The organism is Curtobacterium flaccumfaciens (assembly GCF_018598405.1).
Classification (GTDB): domain Bacteria; phylum Actinomycetota; class Actinomycetes; order Actinomycetales; family Microbacteriaceae; genus Curtobacterium; species Curtobacterium aurantiacum.
On record NZ_JAHEWS010000001.1, the window covers coordinates 151,264 to 174,948 of the forward strand.

Genomic DNA, 23,685 nt, shown 5'->3' on the forward strand with positions numbered 1-23,685 from the left:
CGGTCACGCGACGACGCGCAGGATCTCGTCGACGCTCGTCATGCCGAGCTTGACCTTCTCGAAGCCGTCCTGTCGGAGGGTGAGCATGCCCTGCTGCTGGGCGACGCGGCTGATCTCGGCGCTCGAGGCGCGGCCGACGGCGAGCCGCTCGATCTCCTCGGTGACGGTCATTACCTCGTGCAGGGCGATGCGGCCGCGGTAGCCGGTGTTCGAGCAGACGGCGCACCCGACCGGGGCGAAGAACGCGGGCATCTCGTCACCGGGGGCCAGGAAGCCGAGCGCCTGCAGCTGCTCGATCTCGTACACCGCGGGCGCCTTGCACCGGTCGCACAGACGTCGTGCGAGTCGCTGGGCGACGACGGAGTCGAGGGCCGACCCGACGAGGAACGGCTCGATGTCCATCTCGGTCAGGCGGGTCACGGCCGACGGGGCGTCGTTGGTGTGCAAGGTCGAGAGCACGAGGTGCCCGGTCAGGGATGCCTCGATCGCGATCTGTGCGGTCTCGTGGTCGCGGATCTCACCGAGCAGCACGACGTCGGGGTCGGAGCGGAGGATCGAACGGAGCGCGGACGCGAACGTCAACCCGGCCTTCGGGTTGACCTGCACCTGGTTGATGCCGGCCATCCGGTACTCGACCGGGTCCTCCACCGTGATGACGTTGATCTCGGGCTTCGCGACCGCGTTGAGGGTCGTGTACAGCGTGGTCGACTTGCCCGAACCGGTCGGCCCGGTCACCAGGATCATGCCGTACGGCTTCGAGTAGGACCGCTGGTAGGCCTGGAAGTTCTGCTCGAGGAGGTTGAGGTCCTTGAGGGTCAGCGAGGTGTTCGTGTTGTCGAGGATCCGCATGACGACCTTCTCGCCCCACACGGTGGGCAGGGTCGCGACGCGGAGGTCGATCTGCCGGCCGCCGTGCCGCACGGACATCCGGCCGTCCTGCGGCTTGCGCCGCTCGGCGATGTCGATGTCGCTCATGATCTTCAGGCGGCTGATCACGCCGTTCTGGATGTTCTTCGGCGCCGGCGCCATCTCGTGCAGGACGCCGTCGATGCGGTACCGGATCCGGACCTCGTGCTCACCCGGCTCGATGTGGATGTCGGAGGCGTGGTCCTGGATGGCCTGCGACACGAGCAGGTTCACGAAGCGCACGATCGGCACGTCGTCGAGGGCGCCGTCGGTGATGTCGACCTGTGCGCTCGAGATGGCGGACGCTTCTTCTTCCAGCGACGACGTCAGGTCGTTCAGCTCGTCGTCGGCGCGCAGGTACCGGTCGAGCGCCGCGACGAGATCACGCTCCTCGACCTGCAGGGGCTTGATCGACCGACCCGATGCCGTCCGGGCGTCGTCGATCGCGAGGACGTTCGTGGGGTTCACCATCGCGAGGATGAGCAGGTCGCCCTCGAACCCGACCCCGAGGACCCCGTGACGACGGCACAGTGCGGCCGGCAGGATCGACACCGCGGTGCCGTCGACCGGGTAGTCGCTCAGCGGCACGGTACGGGAGTTGTTCGACGCGGCGCGGGCGGTGATGAACTGGGCCTCGCTCACGACGCCCTGGTCGACCAGGCCGCGGATGGCGCGCTCGTCGAGTTCCTCATCGCCCGTCATCGCATCGAGGTGCTCGATGGGCAGGGCGCCGTTCAGGATGAGGATCTCGGACAGGGTCGCCATGCGTCCTGTGCCTCCTTGGACTCGCGCGCGGCGAGACGTCGTCGGGTGATGCGCCACCAGGGATGTGGCGCCCGACCACGCTACTTCTGGGGCGTGCGGCGACCGCAGTCCCAGAAGGAGGGGGCGGAGGGGGTCCGGCTGCACCCAGAAGTGGGGTCCACGGCCGGTTCCGCCCCGGTCAGGGGGACATCGGCGCCGGGTCGGCGAGGCTGTTCGGGTGCGCATGTCCGCCAGCCTCCCGGACGACACGGCACCCCCGGAGGCACCGGAGGGAGTCGGTGGAGAGCGCCGGCGAGGAGGGGCGTTGTGGAGGAACGCCGGGACAGGACGCGTGGCGGCGACCGGGCCGGACAGCGCGTCACCGCGGAATCCCTCTCGACGCGCGCCCCCACCCGGGGACATCATGAGACATGGACATCACCAGCGTGACCGTGGGGCTGCCCGTCACCGACCTCGAGGCGTCCTGCCTCTGGTACGGCGCGGTCTTCGAGCGCACCGAGCCGGACCTCGAGCCCGAGGACGGCGTCGCCGAGTACGAGGTCGGCGGCATCTGGATCCAGCTCTACGTCGACGAACAGGCCGAGGAGAACCCGGTCAGCGTCCGCTTCGGTGTCGACGACGTCGCCGCCGAGCACGCGCGCATCGGCGCACTCGGCATCGACATCGGCCCCGTCGAGTGCGTCGACGGCGCGGTCGACTGGTTCGACGTCCGCGACCCCGACGGCAACGTGCTGAGCCTGTTCTCGCTGGTCGACGAGACCGGTCGTGGATCCGGCCGCGACAACGGCGCGGGCCGCGCGCTCTAGCCGCGACCCCACGGCGGACGGGAGGCCCGTGGCGGCCGGGCACCGCGCCTCCAGGCCGTCACGTGGTGACGACACGACGAAGGCCCCGCCTCCTTGCGGAGACGGGGCCTTCGTGGGATCACATCAGACTCAGTTGTAGGTGCCCGGCGTGAAGTCGTCCGACGAGAAGCTGTCGAAGTCGACGAAGCTCAGGTCGGCGTCCGAGAACGACGAGTCGTCAGCGAAGATGCGGTTGGGGTACCGCTCCGCCTTCGCCTCTTCGGTCGCGTTCACGTCCACGTCACGGTACCGGCTGAGGCCCGTCCCGGCGGGGATGAGCTTACCGATGATGACGTTCTCCTTGAGGCCGACGAGGTGGTCCTGCTTGCCCTCCATGGCCGCCTGCGTGAGCACGCGGGTGGTCTCCTGGAAGGACGCGGCGGACAGCCACGACTCGGTCGCGAGGGACGCCTTCGTGATGCCCATGACCTCCTGGCGAGCCGAGGCGGTCTTGCGACCCTCCTGCAGCGCCGCACGGTTCAGCGCGTTGTAGCGCGACCGGTCGACGAGTTCGCCCGGGAGCAGGTCGGTGTCGCCGTGGTCGACGACGGTGACCTTGCGGAGCATCTGGCGGACGATGACCTCGATGTGCTTGTCGTGGATCGGCACACCCTGCGAGCCGTAGACGTCCTGCACACCGTTGACCAGGTGCTTCTGGACCTCTCGGACACCCTTGACCCGGAGGACTTCCTTCGGGTCGACGGTGCCGGCGATGAACTGCTCGCCGAGCTCGACGTGCTGGTTGTCCTCGATGAGGAGCGTCGCACGCTTGAGCACCGGGTAGATGAACGGCTCGTCACCGTTGTCCGGCGTGAGGATGATCCGACGACCCTTGTCCGTGTCCTCGACCACGACGCGGCCGGGGGCCTCGGCGATCGGGGACGCGCCCTTGGGGGTACGTGCCTCGAAGAGCTCCGTGACACGCGGCAGACCCTGGGTGATGTCGTCGGCCGAGGCCGAACCACCCGTGTGGAAGGTACGCATCGTCAGCTGGGTACCGGGCTCACCGATGGACTGGGCGGCGATGATGCCGACCGCCTCGCCGATGTCGACGAGGTTGCCCGTGGCGAGCGAACGGCCGTAGCACTTCGCGCAGACACCGACGGCGGACTCGCAGGTCAGGACCGAGCGCACCTTGATGCTCTCGACACCGGCCGCGAGCAGCTTGTCGATGAGCACGTCACCGACGTCCTCACCGGCCTCTGCCACGACCGTGCCCTGTGCGTCCACGGCCTCGGTGGCCAGGGTGCGGGAGTACACGGTGTTCTCGACGCGGGGGTCGCGGACGAGCTTGCCGTCGGCGTCCACGGTCGCGATCGGCAGCTCGAGGCCACGCGTCGTGCCGCAGTCGTCCTCGCGGATGATGACGTCCTGCGAGACGTCCACGAGACGACGGGTGAGGTACCCGGAGTCCGCGGTACGGAGCGCGGTGTCGGCAAGACCCTTACGAGCACCGTGGGTGGCGATGAAGTACTCCGCCACGGTCAGGCCCTCGCGGTACGAGTTGATGATCGGGCGGGCGATGATCTCGCCCTTCGGGTTGTTCACCAGACCACGCATACCGGCGATGTTGCGGACCTGAAGCCAGTTACCACGAGCACCGGACGACACCATGCGGTTGATGGTGTTGTCGACCGGGAAGTTGTCGCGCATCTCCTGCGCGATCTCGTTCGTGGCCTCGGTCCAGATCTTGATCAGGTCGGCGCGACGCTCGGAGTCGGTGATCAGACCCTTGTCGAACTCGCCCTGCACCTTGGCGGCCTGGATCTCGTAGCCCGCGATGATCTCCTTCTTGCGAGGAGGCGTCACGACGTCCGACAGGGCGACGGTCACACCGGAGCGGGTGCCCCAGTAGAAGCCGGCGTCCTTGATCCGGTCCAGCGCAGCGGCCGTCTCGGTCTTGGAGTAGCGCTCGGCGAGGTCGTTGACGATCGCGGAGAGCACGCCCTTGTCCGTGACCTTCTGGACGAACGGGTAGTTCGCCGGGAGGGTCTCGTTGAAGAGCGCACGGCCCAGGGTCGTCTCGAGCAGCAGCGTGTCGCCCTGCTCGTAGCCCTCGGGTGCTTCACCCTCGGCGAAGTGGACACCCGTCATGCGGATCTTCACCATCGCGTTGAGGTGCAGCGTGTGCTGGTCGTTCGCCAGGATCGCCTCGGCCACCGACGAGAACGCACGGCCCTCGCCCACGGCGCCCTCGCGGACGGTCGTGAGGTGGTGCAGACCGATGATCATGTCCTGTGCGGGCAGGGTCACCGGGCGGCCGTCGGACGGCTTCAGGATGTTGTTCGAGGCGAGCATCAGGATGCGGGCCTCGGCCTGGGCCTCGACCGACAGCGGCAGGTGCACGGCCATCTGGTCACCGTCGAAGTCCGCGTTGAACGCAGCGCAGACGAGCGGGTGGAGCTGGATGGCCTTGCCCTCGACGAGCTGCGGCTCGAACGCCTGGATGCCCAGGCGGTGCAGCGTCGGCGCACGGTTCAGCAGGACGGGGCGCTCGCGGATGATCTCCTCGAGCACGTCCCACACCTGCGGACGCGAACGCTCGACCATGCGCTTGGCCGACTTGATGTTCTGCGCGTGCGACAGGTCGATGAGGCGCTTGATCACGAACGGCTTGAAGAGCTCGAGCGCCATCTGCTTGGGCAGACCGCACTGGTGCAGCTTCAGCTGCGGGCCGACGATGATGACCGAACGGCCCGAGTAGTCGACGCGCTTGCCGAGCAGGTTCTGGCGGAAACGACCCTGCTTGCCCTTGAGCATGTCGCTCAGGGACTTCAGGGCGCGGTTGCCGGTACCCGTGACGGGACGTCCACGACGACCGTTGTCGAACAGCGCGTCAACGGCTTCCTGCAGCATGCGCTTCTCGTTGTTCACGATGATCTCGGGGGCACCGAGGTCGAGCAGGCGGCGGAGACGGTTGTTGCGGTTGATCACACGACGGTAGAGGTCGTTGAGGTCCGACGTAGCGAAGCGGCCACCGTCGAGCTGCACCATCGGGCGCAGCTCCGGCGGGATGACCGGCACGACGCCGAGCACCATCGCTGCCGGCGAGTTGCCGGTGGCGAGGAAGGAGCTGACGACGCGCAGACGCTTGATCGCGCGGATCTTCTTCTGGCCCTTGCCCTCGGCGATCTGCAGGCGCAGCGCCTCGGCCTCGGCGGCCAGGTCGAACGCCTCGAGCCGGAGCTTGATCGCCTCGGCGCCCATGTAGGCGTCGAAGTAGATCCCGAACCGGTCCTGGAGCTCGTGGAAGACGGCGTCCTCGGGCTTGAGGTCGCCCACCTTGAGGTTGCGGAAGTCCTCCCACACACGCTCGAGACGGGTGATGTCCTCGTCGAACGACTTGCGGACCTGGGACATCTCCTTCTCGGCGGTGTCCTTGGTGCGGCGCTTGACGTCGGCCTTCGCACCCTCTTCCTCAAGAGCTGCGAGGTCGTCCTCGAGCTTCTTGAGGCGGTCGGCGATGATCGAGTCACGCTGGCCCTCGAGGGTCTTGATCTCGAGACGCATCTCGTTCTCGAGACCCGGCATGTCCGCGTGACGGCCCTCTTCATCGATGTCGATGATCATGTACGCCGCGAAGTAGATGACCTTCTCGAGGTCCTTCGGCGCCATGTCGAGGAGGTAACCGAGGCGCGACGGGACGCCCTTGAAGTACCAGATGTGCGTGACGGGGGCAGCGAGCTCGATGTGGCCCATGCGCTCACGGCGGACCGAGGACTTGGTGACCTCGACGCCGCAGCGCTCGCAGACGATGCCCTTGAACCGGACACGCTTGTACTTGCCACAGGCGCACTCCCAGTCACGGGACGGCCCGAAGATCTGCTCGCCGAACAGACCGTCCTTCTCGGGCTTCAGGGTGCGGTAGTTGATGGTCTCCGGCTTCTTGACCTCGCCGTACGACCACTGACGGATGTCCTCGGCGGTTGCGAGGCCGATCCGAATGGCGTCAAAGGAAGTTGCTTCGAGCAATGTTCTTCTCTCTTGCTGATTCAGGCTTCGATGTACGGGCGGGATCAGATGTCGTCGACAGAGGACGACTCGAACCGCGAGGAGATGTTGATGCCCAGCTCCTCCGCAGCGCGGAAGACCTCGTCATCGTTGTCGCGCAGGCTGACAGCCTGTCCGTCAGCCGAGAGGACCTCGACGTTCAAGCAGAGCGACTGCATCTCCTTCATGAGGACCTTGAAGGACTCGGGGATGCCGGGCTCCTGGATGTTCTCGCCCTTGACGATCGCCTCGTAGACCTTCACGCGGCCGAGGATGTCGTCGGACTTGATCGTCAGGAGCTCCTGGAGGGCGTAGGCGGCGCCGTACGCTTCGAGCGCCCACACCTCCATCTCACCGAATCGCTGTCCACCGAACTGCGCCTTACCACCCAGCGGCTGCTGCGTGATCATCGAGTACGGCCCGGTCGAACGCGCGTGGATCTTGTCGTCGACCAGGTGGTGCAGCTTGAGGATGTACATGTAGCCGACCGAGACGGGCTCCGGGAACGGCTCGCCGGAGCGACCGTCGAAGAGCTGCGCCTTGCCGGACGAGCCGATCAGGCGCTCGCCGTCGCGGTTCGGGAGGGTCGAGTCGAGGAGGCCCTCGATCTCGCGCTCGTACGCACCGTCGAACACCGGGGTGGCGACCTTGGTGCCGGGCTCGGCGCTGCGCGCTGCCTCCGGCAGGGCCGAGGCCCACTCCTGGATGCCCTCGACGTTCCAGCCCTGCTTGGCGAGCCACCCGAGGTGGATCTCGAGCACCTGGCCGAAGTTCATGCGGCCGGGGACGCCGAGCGGGTTGAGGACGATGTCGACGGGGGTGCCGTCGGCGAGGAACGGCATGTCCTCGACCGGGAGGATGGTCGAGATGACGCCCTTGTTGCCGTGACGACCGGCGAGCTTGTCACCCGCGGTGATCTTGCGCTTCTGGGCGATGTAGACGACCACGCGCTGGTTGACGCCCGAGCCGAGCTCGTCGTCGCCGTCCTGCGAGTCGAACACCTTGACGCCGATGATCGTGCCCTCTTCACCGTGGGGCACCTTGAGCGAGGTGTCGCGGACTTCGCGCGACTTCTCGTTGAAGATGGCACGGAGCAGGCGCTCCTCGGCGCTCAGCTCGGTCTCGCCCTTCGGCGTGACCTTGCCGACGAGGATGTCGCCGGGGCGGACCTCGGCACCGATGCGGATGATGCCGCGCTCGTCGAGGTCGGCCAGCAGGTCCGGGCTGACGTTGGGGAGGTCACGGGTGATCTCCTCCTTGCCGAGCTTGGTGTCGCGGGCGTCGACCTCGTACTCCTCGATGTGGATCGAGGAGAGCGTGTCGTCCTTGATGAGGTTCTGCGACAGGATCATCGCGTCCTCGTAGTTGTAGCCCTCCCACGGCATGAACGCGACGAGGAGGTTCTTGCCGAGCGCGAGCTCGCCGTTCTCCGTCGCGGGACCGTCGGCGATGACCTCGCCCTGCTCCACGCGCTCGCCAGCGGAGACGATGACGCGGTGGTTGTAGCTCGTGCCCTGGTTGGAGCGGTCGAACTTGCGCAGGTAGTAGGTCTGCGTGCCGCCCTCGTCGAGCTGCAGGGTGACGGCGTCGGCCGAGACCTCGGAGACGACACCGGCCTTGTCGGCGGTGACGACGTCGCCGGCGTCGATGGCCGTGTAGCCCTCCATGCCGGTGCCGACGAGCGGCGACTCGGAACGGAGCAGCGGGACGGCCTGGCGCTGCATGTTCGCACCCATGAGGGCGCGGTTCGCGTCGTCGTGCTCGAGGAACGGGATGAGCGACGTCGCGACCGACACCATCTGGCGCGGCGAGACGTCCATGTAGTCGACCTCGTCCTTGGCGACGAGTTCGACCTCGCCACCCTTCTTGCGGACGAGCACCTTGTCGTCGGCGAAGTGGAAGTCGTTCGTCAGCGGGGCGTTGGCCTGCGCGACGACGAACTCGTCCTCTTCCGAAGCGGTGAGGTAGTCGATGGTCTTCGTGACCTCGCCGTTGACGACGCGACGGTACGGGGTCTCGATGAAGCCGAAGGAGTTGATCCGACCGAACGACGCGAGCGAACCGATCAGGCCGATGTTCGGGCCTTCCGGGGTCTCGATCGGGCACATGCGGCCGTAGTGCGACGGGTGGACGTCACGGACCTCGACGCCGGCACGCTCACGGGACAGACCACCCGGGCCGAGGGCCGAGAGACGACGCTTGTGCGTCAGGCCCGCGAGCGGGTTGTTCTGGTCCATGAACTGCGACAGCTGGGACGTTCCGAAGAACTCCTTGATCGCGGCGACGACCGGACGCACGTTGATGAGCGTCTGGGGCGTGATCGCCTCGATGTCCTGCGTGGTCATGCGCTCGCGGACGACGCGCTCCATACGGGACAGACCCGTGCGGACCTGGTTCTGGATGAGCTCGCCGACGGCGCGGATGCGACGGTTGCCGAAGTGGTCGATGTCGTCCACGTCGAGGCGCAGCTGCACCGGCTCGCCGTCACGGACGCCGTCGATCGTGGTGCGCTCAGCGTGCAGCGACACGAGGTACTTGATCGTCGCGACGATGTCCTTGACGGTGAGCACCGAGTCGGACAGCGGGGCGTCCATGCCGAGCTTGCGGTTGACCTTGTAGCGGCCGACCTTCGCCAGGTCGTAGCGCTTCGGGTTGAAGTAGAAGTTGTCGAGGAGCGCACGTGCGGCCTCGGCAGCGACCTGCTCGCCCGGGCGGAGCTTGCGGTAGATGTCCTTGAGCGCCTCTTCCTTCGTGAGGACGGCGTCCTTCTCGAGGGTCGACTCGATCGACGCGAAGCCCTGGAACTCGTCCATGATCTCTTCGCTCGTCAGGCCGAGGGCCTTGAGGAAGACGGTCACGGACTGCTTGCGCTTGCGGTCGATGCGCACGCCCACCTGGTCGCGCTTGTCGATCTCGAACTCGAGCCAGGCACCACGCGACGGGATGATCCTCGCCGAGTAGATGTCCTTGTCGGAGGTCTTCTCCTGCTGGCGCTCGAAGTACACGCCGGGCGAACGGACGAGCTGCGACACGACGACGCGCTCGGTGCCGTTGATGATGAACGTGCCGCGCTCGGTCATGAGCGGGAAGTCGCCCATGAAGACCGTCTGCGTCTTGATCTCACCCGTCATGTGGTTCATGAACTCGGCGTTGACGTACAGCGGAGCGGCGTAGGTCTTGCCGCGCTCCTTGCAGTCGTCGATCGAGTACTTCGGGTCCTCGAGCTCAGGCGCGGTGAACGAGAGCTGCATGGTCTCGCCGAGGTCCTCGATCGGGGAGATCTCCTCGAAGATCTCCTCGAGCCCCGAGTGCAGCGCGAGGTCGGTGCGACCCTGCTCCTGCCCTTCGGCGAGGCGGGCCTTCCAGACGTCGTTGCCGACGAGCCAGTCGAAGCTCTCCGTCTGGAGTGCGAGCAGATCCGGAACCGTGAGGGTGTCCGTGATCTTGGCGAACGAGAGTCGCGAGTGGTTGCGACCGTTCTTGGGGTTGGTGGATGCGTTGGGCGCAGCAGCCAAGGGTGTGACCTCCGGTAGGCCCCGTCGGGCCGACACTGACGAGCAGTGTGTAGGTGAGTGGATTGATCGCTCGGCGAACCCCGAGAATTCATGCCCTGTGACCACGCCGACACGTGCGCGACGCGGAACGTCGGCGTACGTGTGGGATGATCTCCGTGAGCGGTACCCGCCGCCATATACGGGTCCGGCTGCACCAGGGCGAGATGAGTTTCTGTCTCAGAACTCTGCGTCGACCGCAATATGACGACACGGATGCCAGGGAGCGCGAACTGTCATCATAGTTCGCTCCGTGGCGGGCTGTCCAGTCCCGGCTTGACCGGATTCGGCAGTGGCGTGTATAAGCCGCCGCACCCCGCTTCCATTCCCGCGGGCACGCAGGACGTCGGACGCGGGAACGCAGGACGCAGCCCGGCCCCCGCTCAGCCGAGGCGTTCGCGCTCGACGTGCCCCGCGCCTCCCGGCCCGCCCGGCAGTCCGGCCAGCGCCCGGAACGCGTCCTCCGGACGGCGCGTGCGGACGAACGTGACCCGCCCCCGGTCGTCGGTGAGCTCGATCCCGAGCCCGGGCGTGAGGATGAGCGCCCGCACACCGCGACGGATCCGCAGGCCGACCCCGCCGTAGGTGGCGGCGTCCGCCTCGACCAGTCGGACGTCCGCGATCCGCCGGCGCGGGATGCGCCGCGGCGGGAGCGGGCGGAAGTGCAGGGTCACGTGCCGCTCCGTGACGGTGAACCCGGCGCGGGCGAGCACGAGCAACAGCCCGACCGTGACGGCGAGCAGGCCCGGCACGAGGAGCGCGATCTCCGGTGCGTCGCCCGGCCAGCCGAGCACCGCGGCGGTCAGGCCTGCTCCGCCGACGAGCAGCGCGACCCCGACGACGCGCATCCAGGTCGGTGCCGCCTCGCGGTCGGCGTGGAACGGCCGGGAGGCCCGGATCGCCCGGGTGGATCGGGTCCCGGACCGGTGGGTGTCCGGGTCGGCGAGGCGCGCGGTGGGCACGCTCATGGTGTCGGCGGTCATGACGGAGGTCTCCTGCGGCGGATCAGCAGTGGTGCACTCGTCATCGGGTGCGGTGCGTTCGACGGCCAGCGCGCGCGGGTGGCCGGAGGGGCGGCGCGCAGCAGCACGCCGACGGCGCGCACGCTCGAGCGGTGGGGACGCTCACGGGCACGTCGTGGTCACGGTGCACGGGCGGACGCGTGGTGTGTGGGGCACCGCACGCATCGACGCTCACGCGTCGTGACGACAGCCGTCGACGATACGGGCCGAGTCTTGGCGTCCGCTGGCTGTTCATGTGTACGCATTCACGAGCGCGCCGTCCCGCGCGGGGATCGCGGTGGTGTTCCATTGTCGGCATGGCTGATGCGTTCGACGGGTTCCGGATCGGTGCGGGGTACTCGGTGGTGGAGCCGGACCGGCACCGGCCGGGGTCGTTCACGCTCGTGGTGGACGGCACACCGCAGTCGCACGTGGACCTCGAGGACCCGACGCACCTGGCGTTCGAGTACATCCGGCGGATCGGGCACGCGATCGACCTGCTGCCCGACGGCCCGATCACGGCGCTGCACCTCGGCGCGGGCGCACTGACCCTGCCCCGCTACGTCGCGGTGACCCGCCCGGGTTCGCGGCAGCAGGTGATCGAGCTCGAGCGCGACCTGGTCGAGCACGTGCGCGAGGTCCTGCCGTTCCCCCGCGGAGCGTCGATCCGGGTGCGGTACGGCGACGCCCGGGAGGTCCTCGGCAAGCTGCCCGCCGGCCTGCGAGGCACCGTGGACCTGGCGGTGGTGGACGTGTTCGGCGGTTCGCAGATCCCCGCGCACGTGACGAGTGTCGAGTTCTACCGCGAGGTCGCCGCGTTCCTGTCACCGACGGGCATCGTCGCCGTGAACGTTGCCGACGGTGCGGGGCTGGCGTTCGCCCGTGGGCAGGCCTCGACCCTGCAGTCGGTGCTGCCCTCGGTCGCCGCGGTCGCGGACACCGGGATGCTCAAGGGCCGGCGGTTCGGGAACATCGTGCTGCTCGGGTCGCCGTCGGAACTGCCGGTGGCGGACATGCCCAGGCGGTACTCGTCCGACCCGATGCCGGCCAAGGTCGTGCACGGTGCGGAGCTCCGGTCGTTCATCGCCGGGGCACCGATCGTCACCGACCAGACGGCGGTCGCGTCGCCGGAGCCGAACCGGAGCGTGTTCGGGGGCTGATGCCCGCCCGCGTCGCACTCCCGGTGACGGACTTCGGGCACTCGGCGGGTCCGGCTGTCAGGATGGAGTGAACGACCGCGCAGGTGCGCGACCGAGCGATGGGAACCCTGATGACGAACGACGACCGGAACGACCAGGACCGGACGGGCGACGGCCAGGAGCCGCGCTGGGGCGAGGCCCCGCAGCAGCGGCCCGACGCCGACGCCCCGCGGTACGGCGAGCGGGTGGACCCCGCGCCGACCTCGACCCCGCAGTACGGCGAGCAGTACGGGCAGGGCCAGCAGCAGTACGGCCAGCAGAACGGCGAGCAGCAGGGCCAGTACGGCCAGCAGCAGAACAGCCAGTACGGGCAGCCGTCGAGCACGCCGAGCTGGAACGACCAGCAGCGCCACGACCAGGGCCAGCACCACGACCAGCAGCCGTACGCCGCCGCGTCCGCGCACTCCGGCGCCCCGGCATGGCAGGCCCACGACGAGCCGAAGCGCAAGAAGAAGACCCTCGGTGTGGTGGCGTTCGTCCTCGGGCTGGCCGCGCTCGTCATCGGCGTCATCGGCGGCTACGTGATGGGCTCGGCGCTCGCGAACAGCGACGCGATCAACAACCTCGTGCCGAGCGGCGGAGCGACCCCGGACCAGCAGGAGCTGCAGCGCCAGCTCATGGAAGACCCGGCCGTCGTCTCGCAGCTCGGTGTCGGTGCGGTCATCGCCGGCGTCGCCGCGATCCTCGGCCTCTGGGCACTCGTGCAGGGCATCATCGCCGCCGTGACCAAGCGCGGTCGGGGCTGGGGCATCTTCGCCATCGTCCTGGCGGTCGTCGCCACGATCGCGACCATCGTGACGTACATCGGTGTCGCAGCGGCCGCCGCGGTGGGCGCCGGCTCCTGACCGACCCCCTCGAACGGCCCGTCGTGCTCCGGCGCGGCGGGCCGTTCGTCGTCCCGGGGGGGCACGCGCGGACGGCCGCACCCGCGCAACCTGAGCGCGTCGCACCGACGGCTCCCGGCAGACCGCGGCTACCCTCGAACCGATGTCCCTCCCGCCCGACGACCGCCAGCAGCCCGACCTGTCCGACCGTTCCCGTGAACCGCGCCACGCGGCGCCCGTGACGGCCGGCGTCAGCCCGGGCAGTACCTTCGCGCCCATCAGCCTGCGACCCGCGGTCGACGTCGACGCCGTGCACCAGCGGCTCCGTGACCTCGGCCAGAGCCGCAGCACCGACGCACTCGCCGAACGGGCCGAGCTGCTCCGTCTACTCGGACGCCTGGACGAGTCGCTCGTCATCGCCGAAGAGGTGTTCCGCCTCGCGATGTTCACCGGGGAGCGCCAGGACAAGGTCGCCGCACGGATCCGTCGCGCGCACGTCCTGCACGACCTCGGTCGGCACGACCGGGCCGCCTCCGAGGCCGCCTTGGCCCGCGACACCGCGGCCACCGAGGAGTGGCCGGAGCTCGAGGGCGCAGCAGCCGAGATCGAGGGCTGGTCGCTGTTCGAGAACGACCGCTTCGACGAAGCCCGCGCAGCACTGTCGCGGGCGTACCAGGCCTTCCGCCAGGCGGGCGCACCGTCCGAGCGGACCGACGCGTTGCGCACCGCGGTCGAGGCCGCGATGCGCGCTGCCATCACGAACCCGGCGGAGCCCTCCGACAAGCCGCGGACGGCCCGCGAGGTCGCCGCCCGCCGCGCCGAGGACGACGAGCCGACGACCCGTGTCGCCGAGCCGGTGAAGCAGGTCCCGCCGATCCGCCGCCGTGTGCTGGGCGCGCCCGACGCCGCCCGGACCGAGGCCGACGACATCTGGGGCCGGATCGCGGCCCGGGCAGCGAAGAAGGGCCAGGCCGACCCCCGCGCCGAGCAGTGACCGCGCTCGAGGCCGTCCGGCTCCGCGCCGAGGCACTCATGGCCGAGCACCTCGGCGCCGGCACGTGGACCTTCGGGTTCGACCACGCGAAGACCCGCGCCGGTCAGTGTGACTTCGCGCGCAGACGGATCACGGTGAGTCGGCACCTGGCCACACGGTTCTCCGACGACGACGTCGAGCAGGTCCTGCTGCACGAGGTCGCGCACGCCCTCGCCGGTGCGCGGGCGGCACACGGACCGAAGTGGAAGCGCACCGCCGCAACGATCGGGTACACCGGCTTCCGGCTGCACGACGGCCCGATCGCCAGCGAGCTCGCACCCTGGATCGGCACCTGCCCCGCCGGACACGAGCACTTCCGGTACCGCACGCCCACCCGTCCCCTGGCCTGTGCCCGTTGCTCCCGGCGGTTCGACGCCCGGAACGTCATCACCTGGCGGCGCCGGACAGCGGACGACGACGCGGCCACGATGGCGTCGACTACCGCATGACGGTCCCGACGCACGGAGGCGCGCCGGTAACCCGTTAGCCTGGGCGGATGCACACGGGGCAGCACATCCGCACGGACGCCGGTTCCACCTGGTTCTTCGACGCCGGTCGGATCGCGCTCGACTTCGCGCACACGGGTGGCTTCGCCGACGATCCGGCCGGCCGACGTCCGCGGTCGCAGCTCGGGGAGCTCCTCGCGAGCCCGGCCGACCTGGACGAGTGGCTCAGCGAGCACACCGAACCGATCGACGTCGGCGCCAGCGCCCGTGAGCTGCAGGACGCCCGCGCCCTCCGTGCAGCGATCGCCCGGCTCGCCGTGGCCGCCGCCCCCGCTCCGGCGAGCACCGCCGCCGAGCGCACCGCCGTGGCGGCGGGCCTGCGTGCCGGGGCCGGCCGCACGCGCCCCGCGCCCGACGACATCGACACCGTCAACCTGTTCGCCGCCCTGCCGGACGTGCCCCCGAGCCTCCCGGGTGGCCGACGCCGCGCCGGGGCCAACCGCGTCCGCTTGGCCCAGGCCCTGTCGAGCGTCGCGCGCGACGCCGTCGCGCTCCTCACCGAGGTCGGCTTCGACGACGTCGAGGCCGACGGCCGGCCGACGCGACTGAGCCGGTGCTCGGCCGAGGACTGCGGCCTGGTGTTCTACGACTCGTCGCGCGGTGGGACCCGGCGCTGGTGCTCGATGCAGCGGTGCGGCAACCGGGCGAAGGTCCGGGCGCACCGGGCCCGCCGCGCCGCGGAGTGAGCTTGGGCTGACCGCGGCGGGACGCCCGGACCTGCGCCCCGGCGCGTGATCCGGACGGTGTCGGGCCCGCGAGCGGTCACGACACCCCGCTCACCCCCGCCGAGCGGTCACTGACCGTCTGCTGGCGGCGTCCCAGCCGACAGATCGCTACCAGCCGACGCAAAGCAAGCGACGAGTCGCGACCACTCGACCGCGCAGGAGGCGCGTGGCCGCGCCGCCACGGGCCTCCCGTCCGCCTTCCGCGAGCGGTCACGACACCTCGCTCACCCCCGCCGAGCGGTCACTGACCGTCTGCTGGCGGCGTCCTAGCCGACAGATAGCTACCACCCGACGCCCCCACGCGGGGGTCCAGGCCGCCTCACGCAGTAACGGCGAAGAAAAAGATTCGGCTCGCCGAATCTTCTGGCAGGATCGGTGCATGACCGACACTGCCAGCCCCCGGCTCGACGAGCATCCATCCGGTGCCCCGCGTCGTCGTGCAGCCGGCCTCACCCTGCTCGGACCGGCGTTCGTGGCGGCCATCGCGTACGTCGATCCCGGCAACGTCGCCGCGAACCTGACCGCGGGAGCCGAGTACGGGTACCTGCTGCTCTGGGTGCTCGTGGCCGCGAACGCGAGTGCCGTCGTGGTGCAGTACCTGTCCGCCAAACTCGGCGTGGTGACGGGCAAGTCGCTGCCCGAACACCTCGGCCTGCGGATGCGACGCACCCCGCGCCTGCTGTTCTGGGGCCAGGCCGAGATCGTGGCAGCCGCGACCGACATCGCCGAGGTCATCGGCGGCGCGCTGGCGCTCTACCTGCTCTTCGACCTGCCGCTCGTGGTCGGCGGGATCATCACCGGGCTCGTCTCGATGCTCCTGCTGACGCTGCACAGCCGTCGGGGCACGCGTCTGTTCGAGACCGTCGTCACGGCGATGCTCGCGATCCTGACGATCGGCTTCTGCGCCGGCCTGCTGTTCGCCCGGGTGTCGCCGACCGACCTCGTCGCCGGGCTGGTGCCGCGCTTCGAGGGCTCCGGGTCGGTCCTGCTCGCCGCGTCGATGCTCGGCGCCACCGTGATGCCGCACGCCGTCTACCTGCACTCGGCGCTCGCCCGGGACCGCCACGGGGACGTCCCCGCCGGGCCGGAGCGTCGCCGGGTGCTCGTCGCGACCCGGTGGGACGTCGGGCTCGCGCTGGTCGTCGCGGGCGGGGTGAACATCGCGATGCTCGTCCTCGCCGCGGCCACCCTGCCGGGAGTCGCGGGCACCGACTCCATCCCCGGCGCGCAGCGGGCCATCGCCGAGAACGTCGGACCGGTCGTCGGGGTGCTCTTCGCCGTGGGGCTGCTCGCGTCGGGCCTGGCCTCGACCTCGGTCGGCTGCATGGCCGGGGCCGAGATCATGAAGGGGCTGCTGCACGTGCGGATCCCGCTCGTCGCCCGGCGCGCGATCACCCTGGTGCCCGCGATCGTGCTGCTCGCGCTGAACGCCGACGCGACGATGCTGCTCGTCGTCAGCCAGGTGGTGCTGAGCTTCGGGATCGCCTTCGCGATCGTGCCGCTCGTGGTCTACACGTCACGACGGAGCGTGATGGGCACGGACGTGAATGCCGCGACCACCCGCGTGGTGGCGTGGGTGATCGCGGCGGTCATCGTGACGCTCAACGTCGCGCTGGTCGTGCTCACCGTGACCGGCTGAGGCCAGCCGGACGGTGGCGGGACCGGTCGTCAGGCGACGACCTGCACGTCCTTCCAGAACGCGACGTAGCCGGAGTAGTCCTTGCCGACGCGGTCGAACGACGACGGGATCGGCGTCGGGTACGACCACGCGCGGTCCTGCAGCGCCTGCCCGTCGACGTTCACCGTGAAGTACTGCGTGTCGCCCTTCCACGGGCAGTGGTACTGGGTGGGGCTCTCGGTGAAGAGCTCGGTCTTCACGCTCGACGGCGGGAAGTACCAGTTGCCCTCGATCTTGATGAGGTCCTCTTCGGGGGCCTCCGCGATCACCGTGTCGCCGACGACTGCCTTCATGGCGTTGCTCCTTCGCTCGCTGGTTCCGTGACGGTGCGAACGCTACGCGCGCTCCCCCGATTCCCGCAGGACGGTCAGGTCGGGCCCCGCGGCGAGCGCCGCGTGCACGTCGTCACGGCTCAGGACGGCCGCTCCCTCGGAAGCGCTGACCAGGTGCCGCACCGCTCGGCGCAGCCCCGTGTACGCCGCGCTGGCCGCAGCGGCCTCGGGCGAGGTGTGGTCGATGCCGACCTCGGTGAGCGCGTCGACGACGGCGCCGGCGGCGAGCAAGTCCTCGACGGCGAAGTCGGGTGCGTCGGCGACGTCGACGGACTCCCCCGCCGCCTCGGCGGCGGCGTCGAGGGCTGCGGTGTGGTGCAGCCCGGCGGCCACGATCGCGACGACGCACCGGTCACCGCGTGCGGCCTGGAGGCCCGTCACCCGTTCCGCGACCGCTGCCGCGTTGCCGAGGTGGCCGAGCACGACCTCCGGACCCTGCGGCAGCTGCGCGGTCACGTTCCGCAGCGCGCGCCGCTGCGCGGCGGCGTCGGGCGTCGGCGGCAGAGCGTCGACCCAGACGAGCAGGTGGGCACCGTGCGCGATCCGAGCCGCGCCTCCGGGACCCCACGCGAACCGGACCTGGTACTTCTCCTGGGTGCGTTCTGCCACTGGTTCACGATAGCCGCCCGGGCGATGCTGTCCCTCTCCACAGGGTCTGCGTCCGACCGGGCTCCACCCGGGTCGGCGACCCTAGGATGCATGTCCATGGAGATCGCCCCCGTGCCCACCCTGACCGGCGACCGTGTGACCCTCGAGCCCCTCGGGCAGGAGCACGCGGAAGACCTGCGGGCGGCGGTCGCGGACGGCGATCTGTGGCGCACCTGGTACACCTCGGTGCCCGCCCCGGCACAGGTCGAGGCCGAGATCGACCGGCGGCTCGCCGAGCACGAGGCCGGGCGCATGGTGCCCTTCGCCGTGCGGGACCGTCCGACCGGCCGGGTGGTGGGTGCGACGACCTTCATGAACATCGACCCGGGCAACCGTCACGTCGAGATCGGGCACACGTTCCTGGCGAAGTCGGCGCAGCGCTCGGGGATCAACACCGAGTCGAAGCTGCTCATGCTGTCCCACGCGTTCGAGGCGTGGCAGTGCATCGCGGTCGAGTTCCGCACGCACTGGCACAACCTGCAGTCACGCGCGGCCATCGCGGGCCTCGGTGCGAAGCAGGACGGCGTGCTCCGGAACCACGCGATCGGCCGTGACGGCACCCTGCGCGACACCGTGGTCTTCTCGGTCATCGCGTCGGAGTGGCCGGCCGTCCGACTCTCGCTGGCCGAGCGGCTCCGGCGCCACGACCGCGCCGAGGGGTCCCGCCGCCGGTCGGCCCGGCACGCCTGAGTCGTCTCACGTGGTCGGGGCCGCCGGGTCACGGCGCGTCGTCCAGCCCGCGGGCGTAGCGTCAGCGGCATGCACGTCGGCCTCCGGATCGTCCTCGATGCGCCGGTCGACGCCGTGCGCGATGCCCTGCTGTCCCCGTCCGTGATGGTGGCGGTGACGAAGCCGTTCCTGGCGTACCGCTCGCGCGACCCGCAGGGGTTCCCGGAGCGCTGGGAGCCCGGGCACCCGCACCCGATCACCGCGGACGCCTTCGGATTGGTGCCGAGTGGCGACACGCACGTCGACCTCGACCTGTACGAGGTCGAGGGGGTCCCCGTGCAGCGCGACAACGGCGGCGGGACGTCGGGGTTGTTCGGGCGGATGACGATGTCGCACCGGATGGCCGTCGTCGCCGCACCGGGTGGTCGGACCCTGCTGCTCGACCGCCTGACCTACCGGATGCGCCCCGCCGTGCTCGGCCTCGCCCTGTGGCCCGGCATGTGGGTCATCTGGCAGTGGCGGGCGTTCCGGATGCGCGCCCTCGCACCCACCTGGCGGACCGACGGCGCGTGACGCGACGCGGGTCGGGCCTCCCGTCCCCCGCGGAGCGGGCGTAGCCTCGACCACGTGAGCCAGACGCGTCCCCAGGAGCCGACGACCGACGACCGCGTGCACAGCACGCTCGCGACCGCGGATTGGCGGCGGATGACGTTCGACCTGTACCGCCGCGTCCGCGCCACCCCCGACCCCGAGACGGCGCACGCGCTCTGGCGCGAGACGCGCGACGCGATGTTCGCGGAGCACCCGGCGTCACCGCTGCTCGACGAGGACGCCCGCGACTTCGAGTCCCTGCCGGTGCCCGACTACGACCCGGCCTGGCGCTTCCAGGTCCGCATCGAGGCCACCGAGCCCGCCGAGTTCGACTTCGAGACCGGCACCGACGGCGTCGTCCACTTCGACCGGCTCGGCGTCGTGCGGGTCCCCGGCCTCGGTACCCTCGACGTCTGGAAGCACGGCGGCTACGCGGGCGGGGTGTTCGTGCCGGTCAAGGACTCCAGCGCCGGCAAGGCCCGCGGCACCTACGGCGGCGGGCGCTACCTGCTCGACACCATCAAGGGTTCGGACCTGGGCGGCGACGACTCCGGGTCACTCGTGCTCGACTTCAACTTCGCCTACAACCCGTCGTGCGCGTACGACCCGGCGTGGGCGTGCCCGCTCGCGCCCCCGGGCAACACCGTGCCGGTCCCGATCCCGGTCGGCGAGCAGTACGACTTCTAGGGTGGAACGCATGACAGGACTCGTCGCCCTCGACGCCGGCGGTCGCGTGCCGCCGTTCGAGCAGGTCCGATCGCAGATCGCCGCACAGATCACCGCCGGGTACCTGGTGGACGGCGAACGGCTGCCGAGCGTGCGGGGGCTGGCGGACGAGCTGGGCCTCGCAGCCGGCACCGTCGCGAAGGCCTACCAGCTGCTCGAGGAGGCCGGGCTCGTGCACACCGCGCGGGGTGCCGGCACCCGGGTGGTGCGCCCCGCCGAGGTACCGGACGCCGTCGCGGACGCTGCTCGGGCCCTGGCCGCTGCTGCACGGTCGGCCGGGTTGTCGGCGGACCAGGCGGCGACCGCGTTGCGGGAGGCCTGGCCGGCGTAGCGCTGCGGGTCGGTGCTTCCGGGCGTACCTGGTCGTTTCGGGCGTACCCGGTCGAAAGTTCTGACCCGGTATGCCCGATTCGACCAGGCATCGCACGCGTTCTGGGAAGGAACGCTCAGCAGTGCTTCGAGACGTACGCCTCGTCGGTCGGGACCACCAGGTCACGGTCGCGCAGGATCGTCATCGCCGGGCGGCTCTTCAGCGTGCAGACCGACGCCCACGAGCGCTCGAGGGTGTCCGGGTACTCGATGTCGATGACCCGCTTGCCGTAGGCCTTCGTGTACGCGGCGCACTCGCGGTACTGCACGCACTCCTCGGCGACGACGAAGTCGAACCCGGTCTGCTTCCGACCCGACGCCCCGAGCTGCGGGGTGTTCTTCTGCCCGACGGCCATGCCGTGCCGGTGTCCCTTGGTGACGAGTGACTTCGCGAGCGCCAGGTTGCCGGCGCGGGTGAGCCGCCCGCCGCTGCGGGTCCAGGAGTCGAGGTTGTCGAACTCGACCGCGTCGAACCCGCGGTCGCCGCAGCGGGCGATGGTCTTCGCGAGCACCTTCGTGATCAGTGCGCGCTTCGCCGCGGTCCGGGTGTCGAGGAGCATCTCGTCGGGCCACCCCGGGTCGGCGACGGGCTTGCCGGCACGGTCGCGCAGGATCGCGGACGGGTAGGACTTCGTCCACGCGCGGGCGGAGCCGGGCTGGGTCTGGAACCCGTTGACGTAGCAGATGTTGTACTTGCCCTTCGCCGGGCGGTCGGTGCTGTCGCGCTCGACGATCGTCACGCCCTTGGCCGGGGTGTACGCGCCGCCGAGCTGGTAGTCGGGACGGCCCGAGGTCGGCAGGTTCGTGTAGCCCGCGGCCGCACTCGTCGTCGCGGCCTCGGCGCAACCAGCGGTGCCGAGGACGGCCACCAGGGCCATGGCGGTGGTCAACAGGACGGATCGGATGCGCACCCCGGAATCCTCCCACGCCGAGAGCGCACCGCCCTGCCCTGGCTGTTCGGCGGACACGCACGCTATGCTGGTCGTACTCGAGGCGCCGATCGCCTCGTGCGTCGTACGGACGCCCCGAACTCCCGACCACCTGTCTCCAGACTCCGGTCGATGATCGAGCACCTCACGAAGGTGCCCAGGCTTCTCTGCTGCGGCGACTGCGCCAGCCACATCCGTTGGCGCGCATCCCGCCCGCGCGCTGCCTCAGAGCGCGCCCACACCCGGACTCCTCCGGCTCGAAAGGTCACCATGACCACCGAAGACATCCGTTTCTCCGACCTCGGCGTCCCCGCGCCGATGGTCTCCGTCCTCGCCGACCAGGGCAAGGACATGGCGTTCCCCATCCAGGCGGACACCCTCCCCGACTCCCTGCAGGGCAAGGACGTGCTCGGCCGTGGCCGCACCGGTTCCGGCAAGACGATCGCGTTCGCGATCCCGCTCGTCGCCCGCCTCGCCGCCAGCGGCCGGAAGCGCCGCGCCGGCCGCCCCCGTGCCCTGGTCCTCGCGCCGACCCGTGAGCTCGCGACGCAGATCGACGTCGCCCTCGCCCCGCTCGCCAAGGCCATGGGCCTGAACACCACCACCATCTTCGGTGGCGTGGGTCAGGGTCGGCAGGTCGACGCCCTCCGCGGCGGTGTGGACGTCGTCGTGGCCTGCCCGGGTCGCCTCGCCGACCTCATGCAGCAGGGCCACGTGAACCTCGGCGACATCGAGGTCACCGTCCTCGACGAGGCCGACCACATGGCCGACATGGGCTTCCTGCCCGGTGTCACCAAGATCATGCAGGCGACGCCGGAGCAGGGACAGCGCCTGCTGTTCTCCGCGACGCTCGACAACGGCGTGGACAAGCTCGTCAAGAAGTTCCTGCACAACCCGGTCATGCACTCCGTCGACGAGGCGAACAGCCCCGTCGAGGCGATGACCCACCACCTGTTCGAGGTCGCCGACGCCGACGCGAAGAAGCACCTCGTGAGCGCCCTCGCCTCGGGCAACGGTCGCCGCATCCTCTTCATGCGCACGAAGCACCACGCCAAGCGCCTCGCCAAGCAGCTCAGCAGCCAGGGGATCCCGGCCGTCGACCTGCAGGGCAACCTGTCGCAGGGTGCCCGCGAGCGCAACCTCGCGAAGTTCTCCTCCGGTGAGGCCCTCGTGCTCGTCGCCACCGACGTCGCCGCCCGTGGTGTGCACGTCGACAACGTCGAGCTCGTCGTGCACGTCGACCCGCCCACCGAGCACAAGGCGTACCTGCACCGCTCGGGTCGCACGGCGCGTGCCGGTTCGTCGGGTGACGTCGTCACGGTGACGATGCCGGCCGAGCGTCGCGACGTCGCGCAGATGATGCGTGCGGCCGCGATCAAGGTCACGCCGCAGCACGTCACGGCGACCTCCCCGGCCGTCACCGCACTCGTCGGCGAGGTCGCTCCGATCCGCCACGTCGCCGAGGAGCAGCCGACCCAGCAGCGTCAGCCCAAGCAGCGCTCGGTCGAGTCCGCCGGTGACGGTGGCGGTCGTCGCCGTGGTCGCGGCGGTCGGTCGGGAGGCGCGGCGCAGCCCGCGCGCTCCGGCTCCGCAGGCGAGTCCGGCGGTTCGGCCGGGGGCCGTCAGGGTCGTCCGGCCCGTGGCGCACGTTCCGAGGGTGCCGGGCGCTCCGGTGTCGCAGCCGCCGGCTCGACGGGTGGTCGCCGCAGCGGCGGCAACCGTCGCTCGGGCAGCAGCGACGTCGTGCGCGGCGGCTCGTCGGCCGTCTGGTCCTCCGAGGGTGGCTACGCCGCCGGTCGGTCCGGCAACGAGTCGGGCGGCAACCGTCGTGGCAGCTCGCGCCGCGCCTCCCGTCCGGCCGGCGCTGCCGACCGCCACTGACCTGCGCGCTGAGCCGGCCGGTCTGACCCGGTCGGTCTGAGCTCGGTGGTCTGAGCTCGCAAGACACTGGTGTTCACGCGCCGAACACCCGCATCCCGCGGTGTGTTGCGTGGACACCGGTGTTTTGCTGTGCCCAGGCGTGCGGACCCGGGCGAACCTTGGCGGGGGCTGGGGGCCGTGTGCTCCGGCGGGCGTACGGTCTGGTGCACCAGAGGCCGTGCAAGCGGCTGACGGGGAACACGTCCGCTTCTGGAAGGAGTGCCCATGGCTGGCATCGATGACATCAAGAACGCCGCTGAGAAAGCGGCTGGCAAGGTCAAGGAAGCCACCGGCAACGCGACCGGTAACGACCGGCTGAAGGCCGAAGGTCAGACCGACCAGGGCAAGGCCTCGGCGAAGCAGGGCGTCACCGACGTCAAGGACGCCGCGCACGGCGTCGCCGACAGCTTCAAGGACGACAAGCACTAAGCCGGTTCGCGACCGCGCTGCGAAGCCCCCGGATCCGATCGGATCCGGG

At 70.2% G+C, this 23,685-nt stretch carries 19 protein-coding genes and 1 pseudogene; 13 read left to right on the forward strand and 7 right to left on the reverse strand.

The features are described from left to right. Positions 1-3: 3 nt before the first annotated feature. Entirely contained in the window at positions 4-1,671 is a 1,668-nt protein-coding gene (locus KK097_RS00760) for a GspE/PulE family protein (RefSeq protein ID WP_214529459.1), read from the reverse strand. A 410-nt stretch (positions 1,672-2,081) separates the two neighbouring features. On the opposite strand from KK097_RS00760, the gene KK097_RS00765 reads away from it, so the two are divergent. Then, on the forward strand, positions 2,082-2,477 hold the full coding sequence (locus KK097_RS00765; RefSeq protein WP_214543362.1) for a VOC family protein: 396 nt from the start codon (positions 2,082-2,084) through the stop codon (positions 2,475-2,477). A gap of 129 nt (positions 2,478-2,606) precedes the next feature. Here KK097_RS00765 and rpoC read toward each other — a convergent pair whose 3' ends face one another. The 3 genes from rpoC to KK097_RS00780 all read right to left on the reverse strand — a co-directional run bounded on the left by rpoC (position 2,607) and on the right by KK097_RS00780 (position 11,040). Next, entirely contained in the window at positions 2,607-6,488 is a 3,882-nt protein-coding gene (gene rpoC, locus KK097_RS00770; protein ID WP_214529463.1) for a DNA-directed RNA polymerase subunit beta', read from the reverse strand. A gap of 44 nt (positions 6,489-6,532) precedes the next feature. Next, entirely contained in the window at positions 6,533-10,021 is a 3,489-nt protein-coding gene (gene rpoB / locus KK097_RS00775; protein ID WP_214529465.1) for a DNA-directed RNA polymerase subunit beta, read from the reverse strand. A gap of 419 nt (positions 10,022-10,440) precedes the next feature. Next, the gene (locus tag KK097_RS00780; protein WP_214543363.1) at positions 10,441-11,040 is read right to left on the reverse strand and encodes a hypothetical protein; all 600 of its coding nucleotides are present in this window, start codon (positions 11,038-11,040) and stop codon (positions 10,441-10,443) included. Between the two features lie 335 nt (positions 11,041-11,375). On the opposite strand from KK097_RS00780, the gene KK097_RS00785 reads away from it, so the two are divergent. From KK097_RS00785 to KK097_RS00810, 6 genes are all read left to right on the forward strand, one after another. Beyond that, a complete protein-coding gene (locus KK097_RS00785) occupies positions 11,376-12,218 on the forward strand; it encodes a spermidine synthase (RefSeq protein ID WP_214529468.1) in 843 nt (280 codons plus the stop codon). 110 nt (positions 12,219-12,328) lie between these two features. Then, on the forward strand, positions 12,329-13,102 hold the full coding sequence (locus KK097_RS00790; protein WP_214543364.1) for a cell division FtsX domain-containing protein: 774 nt from the start codon (positions 12,329-12,331) through the stop codon (positions 13,100-13,102). Between the two features lie 142 nt (positions 13,103-13,244). Next, positions 13,245-14,075, forward strand: a complete 831-nt coding sequence (locus KK097_RS00795; RefSeq protein WP_214529471.1) for a hypothetical protein — start codon at positions 13,245-13,247, stop codon at positions 14,073-14,075. Then, positions 14,072-14,563 carry a SprT-like domain-containing protein gene (locus KK097_RS00800; RefSeq protein ID WP_307858319.1) on the forward strand — a complete coding sequence of 164 codons (492 nt, stop codon included), beginning with the start codon at positions 14,072-14,074 and terminating at the stop codon, positions 14,561-14,563. Before KK097_RS00795 ends, KK097_RS00800 begins: the two co-directional genes overlap by 4 nt. Before the next feature lie 47 nt (positions 14,564-14,610). Continuing rightward, positions 14,611-15,306 (forward strand): CGNR zinc finger domain-containing protein, encoded by a 696-nt coding sequence (locus tag KK097_RS00805; RefSeq protein WP_214529472.1) that lies wholly within the window; start codon positions 14,611-14,613, stop codon positions 15,304-15,306. Positions 15,307-15,724: 418 nt separating this feature from the next. Next, entirely contained in the window at positions 15,725-16,984 is a 1,260-nt protein-coding gene (locus KK097_RS00810) for an Nramp family divalent metal transporter (RefSeq protein ID WP_214543365.1), read from the forward strand. Positions 16,985-17,013: 29 nt separating this feature from the next. Here KK097_RS00810 and KK097_RS00815 read toward each other — a convergent pair. Both KK097_RS00815 and KK097_RS00820 read right to left on the reverse strand, forming a co-directional pair. Next, positions 17,014-17,322 (reverse strand): annotated as a pseudogene (locus KK097_RS00815) (DUF427 domain-containing protein); the annotation flags it as partial. Positions 17,323-17,358: 36 nt separating this feature from the next. Next, entirely contained in the window at positions 17,359-17,964 is a 606-nt protein-coding gene (locus KK097_RS00820; RefSeq protein ID WP_214543367.1) for a 2-phosphosulfolactate phosphatase, read from the reverse strand. Between the two features lie 90 nt (positions 17,965-18,054). On the opposite strand from KK097_RS00820, the gene KK097_RS00825 reads away from it, so the two are divergent. From KK097_RS00825 to KK097_RS00840, 4 genes are all read left to right on the forward strand, one after another. Next, the gene (locus KK097_RS00825; RefSeq protein ID WP_214543368.1) at positions 18,055-18,693 is read left to right on the forward strand and encodes a GNAT family N-acetyltransferase; all 639 of its coding nucleotides are present in this window, start codon (positions 18,055-18,057) and stop codon (positions 18,691-18,693) included. Positions 18,694-18,762: 69 nt separating this feature from the next. Beyond that, positions 18,763-19,245, forward strand: a complete 483-nt coding sequence (locus tag KK097_RS00830; RefSeq protein WP_214529475.1) for a hypothetical protein — start codon at positions 18,763-18,765, stop codon at positions 19,243-19,245. A 132-nt stretch (positions 19,246-19,377) separates the two neighbouring features. Continuing rightward, positions 19,378-19,950, forward strand: coding sequence for a DUF1684 domain-containing protein (locus KK097_RS00835; protein ID WP_214529504.1), 573 nt, complete (start codon positions 19,378-19,380; stop codon positions 19,948-19,950). Positions 19,951-19,960: 10 nt separating this feature from the next. Further along, positions 19,961-20,320, forward strand: coding sequence for a GntR family transcriptional regulator (locus tag KK097_RS00840; RefSeq protein WP_225558240.1), 360 nt, complete (start codon positions 19,961-19,963; stop codon positions 20,318-20,320). A gap of 115 nt (positions 20,321-20,435) precedes the next feature. Here KK097_RS00840 and KK097_RS00845 read toward each other — a convergent pair whose 3' ends face one another. Continuing rightward, positions 20,436-21,269, reverse strand: a complete 834-nt coding sequence (locus KK097_RS00845) for an endo alpha-1,4 polygalactosaminidase (RefSeq protein WP_214543369.1) — start codon at positions 21,267-21,269, stop codon at positions 20,436-20,438. Between the two features lie 288 nt (positions 21,270-21,557). On the opposite strand from KK097_RS00845, the gene KK097_RS00850 reads away from it, so the two are divergent. Both KK097_RS00850 and KK097_RS00855 read left to right on the forward strand, forming a co-directional pair. Further along, entirely contained in the window at positions 21,558-23,168 is a 1,611-nt protein-coding gene (locus KK097_RS00850; protein ID WP_214543370.1) for a DEAD/DEAH box helicase, read from the forward strand. Positions 23,169-23,432: 264 nt separating this feature from the next. After that, entirely contained in the window at positions 23,433-23,636 is a 204-nt protein-coding gene (locus KK097_RS00855; RefSeq protein WP_111234610.1) for a CsbD family protein, read from the forward strand. Positions 23,637-23,685 lie beyond the last annotated feature (49 nt).

Excerpts from the sequence above, each read along its gene's own strand:
- KK097_RS00850 (WP_214543370.1), top strand. The coding sequence starts at position 21,558 with ATGACCACCGAAGACATCCGTTTCTCCGACCTCGGCGTCCCCGCGCCG.
- KK097_RS00780 (WP_214543363.1), bottom strand. The coding sequence starts at position 11,040 with ATGACCGCCGACACCATGAGCGTGCCCACCGCGCGCCTCGCCGACCCG.
- KK097_RS00765 (WP_214543362.1), top strand. The coding sequence starts at position 2,082 with ATGGACATCACCAGCGTGACCGTGGGGCTGCCCGTCACCGACCTCGAG.
- KK097_RS00855 (WP_111234610.1), top strand. The coding sequence starts at position 23,433 with ATGGCTGGCATCGATGACATCAAGAACGCCGCTGAGAAAGCGGCTGGC.
- KK097_RS00805 (WP_214529472.1), top strand. The coding sequence starts at position 14,611 with ATGCACACGGGGCAGCACATCCGCACGGACGCCGGTTCCACCTGGTTC.
- KK097_RS00825 (WP_214543368.1), top strand. The coding sequence starts at position 18,055 with ATGTCCATGGAGATCGCCCCCGTGCCCACCCTGACCGGCGACCGTGTG.
- KK097_RS00830 (WP_214529475.1), top strand. The coding sequence starts at position 18,763 with ATGCACGTCGGCCTCCGGATCGTCCTCGATGCGCCGGTCGACGCCGTG.
- KK097_RS00785 (WP_214529468.1), top strand. The coding sequence starts at position 11,376 with ATGGCTGATGCGTTCGACGGGTTCCGGATCGGTGCGGGGTACTCGGTG.
- KK097_RS00835 (WP_214529504.1), top strand. The coding sequence starts at position 19,378 with ATGACGTTCGACCTGTACCGCCGCGTCCGCGCCACCCCCGACCCCGAG.
- KK097_RS00810 (WP_214543365.1), top strand. The coding sequence starts at position 15,725 with ATGACCGACACTGCCAGCCCCCGGCTCGACGAGCATCCATCCGGTGCC.
- KK097_RS00760 (WP_214529459.1), bottom strand. The coding sequence starts at position 1,671 with ATGGCGACCCTGTCCGAGATCCTCATCCTGAACGGCGCCCTGCCCATC.
- KK097_RS00790 (WP_214543364.1), top strand. The coding sequence starts at position 12,329 with ATGACGAACGACGACCGGAACGACCAGGACCGGACGGGCGACGGCCAG.
- KK097_RS00840 (WP_225558240.1), top strand. The coding sequence starts at position 19,961 with ATGACAGGACTCGTCGCCCTCGACGCCGGCGGTCGCGTGCCGCCGTTC.
- KK097_RS00795 (WP_214529471.1), top strand. The coding sequence starts at position 13,245 with ATGTCCCTCCCGCCCGACGACCGCCAGCAGCCCGACCTGTCCGACCGT.